At 38.7% G+C, this 12042-nt stretch carries 13 protein-coding genes and 1 pseudogene; 13 read left to right on the forward strand and 1 reads right to left on the reverse strand.

Annotated features, from left to right (window positions below):
* Nucleotides 1-376: 376 nt before the first annotated feature.
* The 3 genes from ileS (at nt 377) to DXB54_RS01645 (ending at nt 4625) form a co-directional block, all read left to right on the forward strand.
* A complete protein-coding gene (ileS, locus tag DXB54_RS01635; protein WP_118694052.1) occupies nt 377-3547 on the forward strand; it encodes an isoleucine--tRNA ligase in 3171 nt (1056 codons plus the stop codon).
* A 276-nt stretch (nt 3548-3823) separates the two neighbouring features.
* On the forward strand, nt 3824-4348 hold the full coding sequence (locus DXB54_RS01640) for a hypothetical protein (protein ID WP_021937732.1): 525 nt from the start codon (nt 3824-3826) through the stop codon (nt 4346-4348).
* Nucleotides 4349-4364: 16 nt separating this feature from the next.
* Nucleotides 4365-4625: a DUF5680 domain-containing protein gene (locus tag DXB54_RS01645; RefSeq protein ID WP_279220689.1), complete on the forward strand. Its 261-nt coding sequence runs from the start codon at nt 4365-4367 to the stop codon at nt 4623-4625.
* Between the two features lie 581 nt (nt 4626-5206).
* Here DXB54_RS01645 and DXB54_RS01655 read toward each other — a convergent pair.
* Nucleotides 5207-6253 carry a Fic family protein gene (locus DXB54_RS01655; RefSeq protein WP_021937729.1) on the reverse strand — a complete coding sequence of 349 codons (1047 nt, stop codon included), beginning with the start codon at nt 6251-6253 and terminating at the stop codon, nt 5207-5209.
* A gap of 536 nt (nt 6254-6789) precedes the next feature.
* Here DXB54_RS01655 and DXB54_RS01665 point away from each other — a divergent pair.
* The 10 genes and pseudogenes from DXB54_RS01665 to DXB54_RS01715 all read left to right on the forward strand — a co-directional run bounded on the left by DXB54_RS01665 (nt 6790) and on the right by DXB54_RS01715 (nt 11968).
* Nucleotides 6790-7017, forward strand: a complete 228-nt coding sequence (locus DXB54_RS01665) for a hypothetical protein (protein WP_118694053.1) — start codon at nt 6790-6792, stop codon at nt 7015-7017.
* Nucleotides 7018-7057: 40 nt separating this feature from the next.
* On the forward strand, nt 7058-7390 hold the full coding sequence (locus tag DXB54_RS12265) for a CbrC family protein (protein WP_118694054.1): 333 nt from the start codon (nt 7058-7060) through the stop codon (nt 7388-7390).
* A gap of 473 nt (nt 7391-7863) precedes the next feature.
* Nucleotides 7864-8172: a type II toxin-antitoxin system RelB/DinJ family antitoxin gene (locus DXB54_RS01680; protein WP_118694056.1), complete on the forward strand. Its 309-nt coding sequence runs from the start codon at nt 7864-7866 to the stop codon at nt 8170-8172.
* Nucleotides 8169-8501 (forward strand): type II toxin-antitoxin system RelE/ParE family toxin, encoded by a 333-nt coding sequence (locus DXB54_RS01685; RefSeq protein ID WP_118694057.1) that lies wholly within the window; start codon nt 8169-8171, stop codon nt 8499-8501. Before DXB54_RS01680 ends, DXB54_RS01685 begins: the two co-directional genes overlap by 4 nt.
* Nucleotides 8502-8596: 95 nt before the next feature.
* A pseudogene (locus DXB54_RS01690) lies at nt 8597-8722 on the forward strand (tail tape measure protein); the annotation flags it as partial.
* Nucleotides 8723-8809: 87 nt separating this feature from the next.
* A complete protein-coding gene (locus DXB54_RS01695) occupies nt 8810-9061 on the forward strand; it encodes an immunity protein Imm33 domain-containing protein (protein WP_279220709.1) in 252 nt (83 codons plus the stop codon).
* 32 nt (nt 9062-9093) lie between these two features.
* The gene (locus DXB54_RS01700; protein WP_118694058.1) at nt 9094-9297 is read left to right on the forward strand and encodes a hypothetical protein; all 204 of its coding nucleotides are present in this window, start codon (nt 9094-9096) and stop codon (nt 9295-9297) included.
* Between the two features lie 145 nt (nt 9298-9442).
* Nucleotides 9443-10465: a hypothetical protein gene (locus tag DXB54_RS01705; protein ID WP_118694059.1), complete on the forward strand. Its 1023-nt coding sequence runs from the start codon at nt 9443-9445 to the stop codon at nt 10463-10465.
* Between the two features lie 66 nt (nt 10466-10531).
* Nucleotides 10532-11089, forward strand: coding sequence for a hypothetical protein (locus DXB54_RS01710; RefSeq protein ID WP_118694060.1), 558 nt, complete (start codon nt 10532-10534; stop codon nt 11087-11089).
* A gap of 24 nt (nt 11090-11113) precedes the next feature.
* The gene (locus DXB54_RS01715; RefSeq protein ID WP_158578148.1) at nt 11114-11968 is read left to right on the forward strand and encodes a DUF2262 domain-containing protein; all 855 of its coding nucleotides are present in this window, start codon (nt 11114-11116) and stop codon (nt 11966-11968) included.
* Nucleotides 11969-12042: the final 74 nt, after the last annotated feature.

Genomic DNA, 12042 nt, shown 5'->3' on the forward strand with positions numbered 1-12042 from the left:
AAATTGCTATACTAAGCATGTTAAAAATAAACATGATCAAAAACAATGACAGAGACAGTAGACAGCACATGAAAGCTTTAAGCGAGTCGGGGATGGTGGAAGCCCGGTGTAAGTAGTGGCTGATCGAATATCACTCTGGAGTTGCAGACCGAAAGATATGATCTTATCAAGTAGGCTCTGTCGTAGTTCCGGCGTTAACGGAAACGTGTATGCATTGCAGGTGGTTAAGGGATCATAGATATTGTGGTCGCACAGGCAATAAGTATAGTGGTAATAGGTGGTATAACGAATTTCAAGCCCTTTCGTCCTGATTACGACGGAAGGGCTTTTTAAATTATAATTTTGAAAAAAATAAAATGAAAGGACGATGGATCAGATGTACAACAAAGTATCCACAAAGCTCGATTTCGTAGAGCGTGAACAGAAGGTACTGGATTTCTGGAAGGAAAACCAGATATTTGAGAAGAGTGTAGAAGAAACAAAGGATTTGCCAACTTATACCTTCTATGACGGACCTCCAACAGCAAATGGTAAGCCACATATAGGACATGTCCTTACCCGTGTAATCAAGGATATGATCCCAAGATATCAGACAATGAAGGGACATAACGTAGTAAGAAAGGCAGGCTGGGATACTCACGGTCTTCCTGTAGAGCTTGAGGTTGAGAAGCTTCTTGGAATTGATGGCAAGGAACAGATAGAAGAGTATGGTCTTGAGCCATTTATCCAGAAATGTAAAGAATCAGTATGGAAATATAAGGGCATGTGGGAAGAGTTCTCAGGAAAAGTTGGTTTCTGGGCAGACATGGATAATCCATATGTAACATATCATGATGACTTCATCGAGTCAGAGTGGTGGGCACTTAAGAAGATCTGGGATAAGGGTCTCTTATACAAGGGCTTCAAGATCGTTCCATATTGTCCACGTTGTGGTACACCTCTTTCAAGCCACGAAGTTGCCCAGGGATATAAGACAGTTAAAGAACGTTCAGCAGTAGTAAGATTTAAGGTTATAGGTGAGGATGCATATTTCCTTGCATGGACAACAACACCTTGGACACTTCCATCAAACGTAGCCCTCTGTGTAAATCCGGATGAGACCTACGTTAAGGTTAAGGCTGCTGACGGATACACATATTACATGGCAGAGGCACTTCTTGATAAGGTATTAGGCGGACTTGCAAAGGAAGCAACAGAGGATTCACCTGCTGTAGCAGCTTATGAGATTCTTGAGACATACAAAGGAAAGGATCTTGAGTACAAGGAGTATGAGCCACTTTACCAGGCAGCAGCAGATAAGGCAGCAGCTCAGAAGAAGAAGGGCCACTACATCACATGTGATTCATATGTAACAATGACAGATGGTACAGGTATCGTTCATATAGCTCCTGCTTTTGGTGAGGACGATGCAAATGTAGGAAGAAAGTACGATCTTCCATTTGTACAGTTTGTAAATAGCAAGGGTGAGATGACAGAAGAGACACCATTTGCAGGCTTATGGGTAAAGGACGCAGATCCTAAGGTACTTGTAGACCTTGACAACAGAGGACTCCTCTTCGACGCACCTAAGTTTGAGCATGAATATCCACACTGCTGGAGATGTGACAAGCCACTTATCTACTACGCAAGAGATACATGGTTCATCAAGATGACAGCAGTAAGAGATCAGCTTGTTAAGAATAATGATACAGTAAACTGGATCCCTGAGAGCATTGGTAAGGGACGTTTCGGCGACTGGCTCAAGAACGTTCAGGACTGGGGACTTTCAAGAAACCGTTACTGGGGTACTCCACTTAATATCTGGGAGTGCGAGTGCGGATGCAGACATGCCATCGGTTCAAAGGCAGAGCTTAAGAGCATGAGTGACAACTGTCCTGATGACATTGAGCTTCACCGCCCATTCATCGACGCTGTTACTATCAAGTGTCCTGAGTGTGGTAAGCAGATGCACAGAGTATCAGAGGTTATTGACTGCTGGTTCGATTCAGGATCAATGCCATTTGCACAGTGGCACTACCCATTTGAAAATGAGGACATCTTCAAGCAGCACTTCCCTGCTGACTTCATCAGTGAGGCTGTTGACCAGACAAGAGGCTGGTTCTACTCACTTATGGCTATATCAACACTGCTCTTTGACCAGGCACCATTCAAGAACGTAATCGTTCTTGGTCACGTTCAGGATAAAGACGGACAGAAGATGAGTAAGTCAAAGGGTAACGCTGTAGATCCGATGGACGCACTGAACAAGTACGGTGCAGACGCCATCAGATGGTACTTCTACAGCAACTCAGCACCATGGCTTCCTAACAGATTCCATGAGGACGCAGTAGTAGAGTGTCAGAGAAAGTTCATGGGAACACTTTGGAACACATATGCTTTCTATGTACTTTATGCAAATATAGACAACTTCAACCCATTAGAGCACGAGCTTGACTACGAGAAGCTTTCACTTATGGACAAATGGCTTCTTTCAAAGCTTAACTCAACAGTTAAAGCAGTGGACAGCAACCTTGCAAATTACAAGATTCCTGAGACCACAAGAGTTCTTGAGGAGTTTGTTGATGATTTAAGTAACTGGTATGTTCGTCGCGGCCGTGAGAGATACTGGGCAAAGGGAATGGAGCAGGATAAGGTAAATGCTTACATGACACTTTATACAGCACTGGTTACAATAGCTGAGACTGCTGCACCAATGATCCCATTCATGGCAGAGGATATCTACCAGAACCTGGTTAGAAATATCGACAAGGACGCTCCACTTTCAGTTCATCTGTGCGAGTTCCCTACAGTGGATGAGCAGATGATAGACCCTGAGCTTGAGACAGCTATGGACGAGATCCTTAAGATCGTAGTTCTTGGACGTGCTGCAAGAAACACTGCAAATATCAAGAACAGACAGCCTATCGGTACAATGTATGTTAAGGCTGACAAGAAGCTTGAGGGTGAGGAGAAGGCGATCATCGAGGACGAGCTTAACATCAAGAATGTAGTATTCTCAGATGATGTATCAGCATATACAACCTACAGCTTCAAGCCACAGCTCAGAACTGTTGGACCAAAGTATGGCAAGCACCTTGGCGGTATCAAGGCATATCTTTCATCAGTAGACGGAAATGCAGCCATGGCAGAGCTTAAGGCAAATGGTGCTCTTAAGTTCACAGTCGATGACATGGAGATCGCCCTTGCTGAAGAAGATCTTCTTATAGATATGGCACAGATGGATGGCTTCGTTTCAGAGAGTGACGGCGGAGTAACCGTAGTTATCGATACAAAGCTTTCAGAGGAGCTCTTAGAGGAAGGTTTCGTAAGAGAGATCGTATCAAAGATCCAGACCATGAGAAAAGAAGCAGGCTTCGAGGTAATGGATAAGATAACTGTTTACGCTGAAGGAAACGACAAGGTTCAGTCAGTTATCGCTGCAAATGCCGACAGTATCAAGGTAGACGTTATGGCTACAGATATGGTTACAGGCTCAGTTGACGGATATTCAAAGGAATGGAACATCAACGGTGAGAAGGTAACACTTGGTGTTAAGAAAAACGCTTAATGCATTATAAATAAAAATGTTACACAGGGATGTGCGGATTGTATCCGCATGTCCCTGTTTTTTTACACTATTGCAATATTGACATAGCGTTATAATAATTTTCTTGAATAGCAGTATAAAATATAATATTATTATTTTATTCAACAAATGGAGAAAGGGGTGCAAAAAGGAAAATACAAAAAGGAGAAATTATAAGAGAACGAAAGGAAGCAGAGTATGGGGTTAAGTAGAAAAATCAATATGTATTATTGAGAAAACAATAAGGGGAACATTACAATGAAAAAGTTACGACATAAAAAACTGATCATAATTTCTCTTGCAACAGTATTGGTTGTAGTATTGGTTATATGGCAATTAAATAGACCAGATGAGTATGTTGTAAAAAGATTTATTAAGGAACTTGACGCATATGATTATGTGGCGGTTTTTTGCTTGAACGATTATAACTCTAACGAATATACATCCAAGGTAGTTTATTCATTTACAGATGATGACAACACACTATATTGCTATGCTGACTCAAGAAAAATTAAACTCGATGGTGTAAGTCGTGAATTCTTCCAGAAGGTTTATGAAAATTATTATTTAGATGGACAGAATTTAGATCGTATAGTTGTGAATAAAGGATTTGTCTCTTTTTGTAATCTGAATGGCAGAGAGGCATATGTATATTCGTCAGATGGGAAGACTCCCAAGCCCGGTGAGATCAGTGGTATTCGTACTGAGAGAATGCACAAGTTTAAGATAGTAGATAATTGGTATCATTTTTCAAGCTGTGATATCGGAAGATGGTTTAGGTAGAAATAGCTGACGGGGGTTGCGTGAGAATCCTGTTTGGAGCATGAACTATGTAGGACGTGTGATAGGGGAGAATTTCAGTGGCAATTTCTTGAAAGAGGTGCTTATGCAAGTTTCGGCAGAGTTGCCATTTCGTGGTCCAGAGATATATGCAAAAGGAGATTATCACTATCATTGCAAAATAGATGGCGAGTTTGTATGGTTTCAGGGATATGAAGAAATATTTTACATAGATGAAAAAATATATGAGTGTCATTTTCATGGAGGAGCTATTCGATAATGAATATAATTGAAAAGGAAATTGAGGCAAAGGATTATCTGACAAAATCCAATATCCCTGCCGGTGATTATGTTATTAATCCATATGTGGGCTGTCCACATGGATGTAAATAATGTTATGCCAGTTTCATGAAAAGATTTACAGGACACAAGGAAAAATGGGGTACATTTATAGATATCAAAAGATGCTCAAAGCCGATAAGCAAATAAAATAGAAGGGAAGACAGCTTTTCTTTCATCTGTTACAAATTGCTATAATCCTTATGAGGAAATATACTGTATAAGCATGGTATTGAAAAATGTAATCAGTGTAAAGAGTTTCCGTGCGATAAGATTATAGATATGTTGGAGCGTTCAAAGAACTATCAGAAAAAGTGTAAGGAAGTGTGTTCTGAAGAAGAATATGATGCATTAGAGAAGGCTTTTTTCGATAAAGAGAGCAATCTTAGAAAATAAGATATGTGGCTAAAGAAATAAAATGAAAGGGTACAGAGGATAAGTTGCAGATGCTTAACCTTAATTACGGTGACTTTCCCTTAAAAAATGGAAATGTTTAAGGGAAATATAAAATACTTAATGGTATTATTTCATTCTAAAATAGCAAGTGTTCTTTCCTGAGCCTTCACGTTTTAGTTCACCAGATGCGACTAATTTTCTTAGTGAGCCCTCTATAGAGCTGACGCTAAGCGAAGGGCAAAGCTCACGAATATCCTGCTTTGTGAAGCGACCTATTTTGTGTAAGGTTGCTCGTCTGACTGTTTCGAGAGCTGGCAACTTTGTTTCAACAAGTTCAAAACGTTCTTCGAAATCTTTGTATGCAGCAAGAACAGTACCAAGCAAATACTTGATAAATGGAACTGAGTCCTCTGTCCCTTCATGCCAGCCAATTTGTGCCTGACCAAGTGCGTCGTAATACAGGTCCTTGTTCTTGGCAATCTTAGCTTCCAATGAAATATACTTGCCAACATAAAAGCCATTTCTGTATAACAGAAGTGTTGTAAGCAAACGGCTCATTCGTCCATTTCCATCATTGAACGGATGGATGCAAAGAAAGTCATGAATGAAGATTGGAATTGCAATCAGGGGTTCAACTTCCATATTTCCAATGACACGATTATATTCCTCACATATTCTATCTAAAGCCTGTGGAGTATCGTATGGAGCAAGTGGAGTGAACAGAGTTTCTACATGGCCATCTGGATAGGTGGCACTAATATAGTTTTGTACACTTTTAGTTCTTCCGGCCATAGGATTATTCATGTGGCTATACAATATTTTGTGAAGCTGTAAAATATAATTCTGTGTGATAGGAATTGCATCAAAGCTTTCGTGAATAATATTAAGAACATCGCGATACCCTGCAATTTCCTGCTCATCACGGTTCTTTGGTGTTGTTTTTTCTTCTACAATCTGCTTGATACGAGTGCTTGTTGTAACAATTCCCTCAATTGCGTTTGATGCCTCGGTGCTTTGTATTTTAGCAATCTCAACCAGTTTTTCTAATTCTTCAGGACGTTGTTTCAGGTACATTTCCTGTTTACCGGCCTCTTTATAAATTGCTGCAATTAAGCTAAGAACATCTGAATCCCACTTTTGCTTCTTGATTTCAGAGTAATTAAAAGTTCTCATTTCCTTCACCTCCGATTATTTCCCTTAAATATTACCACAAAATAAGGGAAACGGCAACATATTAAGGGAATTTTCCCTTAATAGCATGCGTATTATAAGGTAAAGTATGCAGGGGTAATAGGAATAAGATTCCTTTGTCGGAGGAGACATGTCCTTAAAGCCCTGACCAAAAGGAACAACAGTACAGCAACCGGGATAGGAGCAGGGACGTTTTTGGTTTCCTTGGCATCGTGTTTCTCCTTCCGTGTGGACATAAGAAAAGCCCTGTAGGATTGCTCCCATAAGGTTCTCTGTAATTTTCATTTTCGCTATTATAATAATATCAGAAGGCGTGGGTGTCTTTCTATGTCATTTCATGTCCACTTCGCAGGAAGGTGGAATTTTTACTTCTTCCAGTGCTTTCCCGTGAAGTTTATGGAGATAACGTAGTTCGTATCCCATATCAACAGCAATCTGCTCCCAAGTGATGAAGCAAAGGTATCGTTCCTCCAAGAGGGTCCGGTATTCCGTATTTCCTACTTGTTTGATGACCTCTTATGAACGAGAATCCTAAAATTTATGTGGTAAATGGCAGGGTTTTTAATGAAAAGTACGGCATTTCCAAATATGACTTACTGATGTCGGATGAAGAATGTCTGCTTTGTATTTTGCCTGACGAACTGAATCCTGAGGTTATGAGTTGCAAGGAAGTTGCATTAAGAGATTATGAGATTGGTGGGGGTCTGTTTTCTGAGTATGTAGAGAACTGTCCGGAGTTGATGTAGTTGTGAAGATGAAGAGGATACAAAAATAAATGATAATTCTTTGAAATTACCCAAATTTAAATATCATCCCAATGTTTACGATAAAGAAAAAGTTTTAGATGCAGTTCAGTTCGATAATAATGTATGTCAGTGTTGTGGCAACAAAACAGATGTGTATGTGTCAACTATGTACTGCAGTGAAGAAGTGGATTGTATTTGCATGGAATGTGTGGCAAATGGTAAGGCAGCAGAAAAGTATGATGGTGAATTTATCCAATACGCAGAGGAAATATCAGATGAGGAGAAAAGGACTGAATTGTTTAGGCGAACACCGGGATATTGTTCTTGGCAAGGCGAATATTGGTTGGCCTGTTGCGATGACTATTGCGAGTAAGTGTACGGACGAGGATCTTGACCCGCATACAATGATCTTTTTGACACGGTAAATGAACACTTTACAATCTCTAAGATTGCGGATTCATTTTCCTTGTTTATGGAAGGGCTATATGATTCAACATACATATAATGTGCAAGCTTTTAATGATGGCAACAAAATAATTCAACCTGTCCTTTCGGATGAGTATGAGGCGCTGCTTGGCTGTCTTATTGAATATCTGGACGACATAGTTATGGGGGGTAAATCTATCAATTTGAATATTCATTATTCAGCACCCGATTGGGTGTGGGATAAGTTGTCATAGGTATATTGGAGTGGAAAGGAATTTAAGTATAGAATGAGATTCATAAAAAAGCATCCGTATTTATCGTATGGAGTATGAACAATTTGTAAAATGCTGCTTTTGTATTGCTTTTGTCAGGACAAATGGATATAATATAGTTAGAAAAAACTCGAAAGGAGTGTTTACTATGGCAACAAAATCAGCAAATTTATACGTACGCATAGAGCCTGATGTAAAAGAACAGGCAGAAGGAATCTTAGCAGCATTAGGAATTCCTGCATCCAATGCAATAAATATGTTTTACAAACAAATTATTCTTCAAAGAGGACTTCCTTTTGAAGTGAAAATGCCATCCGCTCGTCTTGTAGACGTTAGTGCATTATCAGAAGCACAGATGAATGCAGAACTAGAGAAAGGATATGCGGATATGCAGGCTGGTCGTACTAGATCAGCAAAATCTGTTTTTGCTGATATCCGCAAGGATTACAGTTTATGATTTATGATATCGAGATTTCAGATCAGGCCGAGATAGACCTTCGTGGAATTTTCGAATACATTGCTTTTGAACTGCAGGCACCAGGAAATGCAAGTGGTCAGCTTGATAGGCTTGAAGCATGTATTATGGATCTTGATCATATGCCGAAGAGATATCGACAATATGAATTGGAACCATGGAAAAGTCGAGGGCTACGCGTAGCGCCAGTAGACAATTATCTTATTCTATATATTCCAGATGATGATACACAAGTGGTTACGATTATCCGTGTTATGTACGGTGGACGAGATGTGGATACGCAATTAAACAGATTAACAAAATCAAAATAATTTGAAAGCATCAATCAGAAATGGTTGGTGCTCTTTCATGCATGGAGAAATCTGGGCTTTTTTAATGCCCATTTTTACGGAAGGAGGTATCGACCGTGGCTAACAGAATCATGGGTATTACTGTCGAGATTGGCGGAGATACCACCAAATTACAGACTGCCCTAAAGGGAGTCAATGGACAAATTAAAAGTACGCAGCAACAGTTAAAGGATGTAGATAAGCCTAGATTATTCACGGCTCAGCCGTGAAAGTGGCTGAAAGCCACATAGTTACTGTATTTTAGCTGAATATTGCTTTTCACCTATGTTTTGCTATGTGTCCACGAAGATTACGGACGAAGGCTGGAAGTCGGATATATGGTCAGGGAAGAAGCTGAACGAGAGGAAGATAGTGGCTGGAGCTTTATGGCAGGTAATGAGGATGATGAGTTTATAGAGGATTATAAAAATATTAAATTATTATCAATAGCAGAAATGTGCCAGATGGCTCCGGAGATTCAGGAGCATATTGATAAGCTGGTAGGAACAGCACTTATAAGGATTATACCTTTGATGAATTGAGAAAATTGCAGGTGAAAAAAGGTTAAAGCAACATGAATAATAAAGACATAAAAATATGTGATGAATGTGGTAGTGAATTTTTAGTGGGTTCATCTAAAATGATGGGGTTATGCCCTGAATGTGCATCCGTTTTATATGGATATGAAAACTGCAAACATATTTTTCATCAAGGAAGATGTGTAAAGTGTTTGTGGAAGGGCAACAAAAGCGAATATGTTAAAAGGCTGGAGGGATGAAATATGAAATTTTGTATCCCGATGAGTGATAAAAATCATTTTCCTTGTTTGTGGATATGTTGTACCCTGCTGATTTAAAGTCTGGAAAATAAGAAACTTTCGCATTTAAGCTGTAGATTTTGCAGCAGAAAAGGAGGATTGAAAAATGACACAGAAAGAAAAACTATTTTATTACTTGGACAGGATAAATAATAGCACCGAGCTTAAGGATGAAATATATTGGAAATGTGGATTGGAAATATGGAAACCTAACGAATTACAGGATGACTTGGAATCTCTAATGGAGGGTGGCTGTAAACAGAATTATGAACTTATTCCATTTGCCAGTGATGGTGATGGTGGAGTATGTGTATTGGTGGATAATCAATATGTTTCCATGATTGATTCGGAAGGTGGAGCCGGATATATCGCAGCTTCTGTAGATGATTTTATAAATATACTATTATGGTACAAATATATTCCAATTACGAAAAAAGTATTTGATGGTTTTGAGGAGTTTATAGAAGATTACCAGAGAGATGAATACGGTTCGAATACATCGGAGCTTATAAATGATTTTTTACAATCTGAACATCTTGATTTGGATAACAGAATGGTATATGAAAAATTCCTAAAAGGAGTCTCATTGACTCCTGCATTCATCATAGAACCGATGGATGAAGAATATGAGATTTCAGAGAATTTGTTCGAATTCGATGAAGCAGAATTTAATGAAAAGATAAGATGTACAGGCTTTGCGGCTAATGAAGGAGATGTTGATATGGTTTTTGAAGATGCGTTCACTGATTTACAGTCAGAATTTGTTTCTCTGTGTATGGAATATACGGGCGGATGCGTTGATAAAATATATATCTATATTTATCAGGATGCATCACAGAAAATGTTCAATGCTATTTTTGTCAAAGGAGATAGGGTCATACCTGCCGGTAATTTTGCTGATGATGAAGCCTCTGATGAATTTTTATCAATTGGAACAAAAGATATTAGTAAGCTGGTTGAGTTGTGTGATATGTACCAACAAAAATGTCCGAATGAATATAAGCTGGAGTTTGATGTTGCAACTCATAAATTTGATGCATCCTATCGTTATGATGACTATACCAAAAGTGGAATATCACCTGTGTCAGAATTGATGGACTGGTATAGAAAAATTAAAGAAAGTATGTAGCACGTGACATTTTGAAGTTTATATATTGAGCCTTTGCCAAAGAAATATGATAGGAGAAAGAAGAAATTGATTCAACATACATATGATGTGCAAACCTTTGATGACGGAAACAAAATAATTCGCCCTGCTCTTTCGAATGAGTATGAAGCACTGCTTGGCTGTCTTATTGATTTTCCGGATTTGATGGAAAGAAGTGTAGACATAGTGATTGACGGTGAGGCTGAAATATATAATACGGCTGGAAATGTTTTTTCTGCGGACATAGAAAAGGAAATTACCGTTATAACATGTTATTTGGTTGACGATTACGAGCCTCTTTGCGTAAGTACCGAAGATCTTAAGAAGCTTCTTTATGAATGGAATAATATCCGGAGATTTAAAAAATCTCATAGTAAACTATATGATATTTTGCTGGCAGAGCTTGAGGCTGGAAATACAATACGTGAAACCTACAGAGGTCGTTTCAGTGATAGTGATGAAACAACATTTATTTTTCTAAATAAGACACTAAAGACGAAGGTTAGGACGGATATTCTGGGTGTAACTTATATGGAAGTAAATGACCCGCATTATTGGAATGCAGAATATGATGACAAAGAGAATAGACTTTGCCTTGCCTGGTAAGGAAATTAAGTAGGAGGAATGCGTATGGATATGAATGGAATCTATCAGAAAGATAATAAATTTGAGGGCGAGGAGAGCTTGTATTATGTCCTTGCTGGAAACGGTGGTTCTTCACGTTTGAGCAAGAATGAAAAGTATCATATTATTACATGTTCTGCTGTTGCAATATATGATATAAATGCTGATTGTGTGGTAAAGAAGATAAAGATTATGACATGGCCTATATCAAATCAGGAGTATGAGGCACAGAATGAAAACAGCGAATATTTTAACAGATTTAAAGATGGTGTGATTTATAAGGTTTTGGGAAGATTACAGTATAGTACCTTTGGGGAACTTGCATTTTTGTATGTAAAAGAGGTATTAGAAGAAAATGTATCCGGAACAAAGCTTGATAAAAAGCAGGAAAAATATCTGGCACCGATTGTTTTAGAAGATGATGTTTTGGGGAAATTGGTGTTAGAGAAATCAGAAGGGCTGTTTGAAGGAACGTATCATTTTTTAGGTAATGATATTACGATTTATATTGAGGTAGAATGGAGTAGTAAAGCAACCTGGAAAAAGCCTTTGACTGTTGCAAGAGATTTTGTGGAGCATATTGTGTCAAGAGATGAAGCATTTAGAGAATATATTGCAGCTGATGAAGCATTGTATGACGCTGCTTTGGAGTGCTTGGAAGACTATGAAGATGAATGTGAAATTCATTTTTCTACACCGGAAGAATTTGCAAACGCATTAAAAGGACGCATGAAATACATCTTTGTGAATCAAAATGGTTCCTATACTATAGGATATGATGATGGCTATGTATTTGGCGGACATGAGATTGATGTAGATGTGGATTCTAAGGGCAAAATGGTGTGTGCGGATATGAGATAGATAACAGCCTTGGCAATCTGTACAACAATCGGCTTTAGAAAATAACTTGCACAGGAAATTCGCAAAAGTATAGA

The organism is Coprococcus sp. OM04-5BH (assembly GCF_003482105.1).
Lineage (GTDB): Bacteria > Bacillota > Clostridia > Lachnospirales > Lachnospiraceae > Coprococcus.

What these genes read in the sequence shown, in the direction of transcription:
- DXB54_RS01715 (WP_158578148.1), top strand. Translation starts at nt 11,114, where the DNA reads ATGGATATGAATGGAATCTATCAGAAAGATAATAAATTTGAGGGCGAG.
- ileS (WP_118694052.1), top strand. Translation starts at nt 377, where the DNA reads ATGTACAACAAAGTATCCACAAAGCTCGATTTCGTAGAGCGTGAACAG.
- DXB54_RS01680 (WP_118694056.1), top strand. Translation starts at nt 7,864, where the DNA reads ATGGCAACAAAATCAGCAAATTTATACGTACGCATAGAGCCTGATGTA.
- DXB54_RS01655 (WP_021937729.1), bottom strand. Translation starts at nt 6,253, where the DNA reads ATGAGAACTTTTAATTACTCTGAAATCAAGAAGCAAAAGTGGGATTCA.
- DXB54_RS01665 (WP_118694053.1), top strand. Translation starts at nt 6,790, where the DNA reads ATGAACGAGAATCCTAAAATTTATGTGGTAAATGGCAGGGTTTTTAAT.
- DXB54_RS01640 (WP_021937732.1), top strand. Translation starts at nt 3,824, where the DNA reads ATGAAAAAGTTACGACATAAAAAACTGATCATAATTTCTCTTGCAACA.
- DXB54_RS01705 (WP_118694059.1), top strand. Translation starts at nt 9,443, where the DNA reads ATGACACAGAAAGAAAAACTATTTTATTACTTGGACAGGATAAATAAT.
- DXB54_RS01685 (WP_118694057.1), top strand. Translation starts at nt 8,169, where the DNA reads ATGATTTATGATATCGAGATTTCAGATCAGGCCGAGATAGACCTTCGT.
- DXB54_RS01700 (WP_118694058.1), top strand. Translation starts at nt 9,094, where the DNA reads ATGAATAATAAAGACATAAAAATATGTGATGAATGTGGTAGTGAATTT.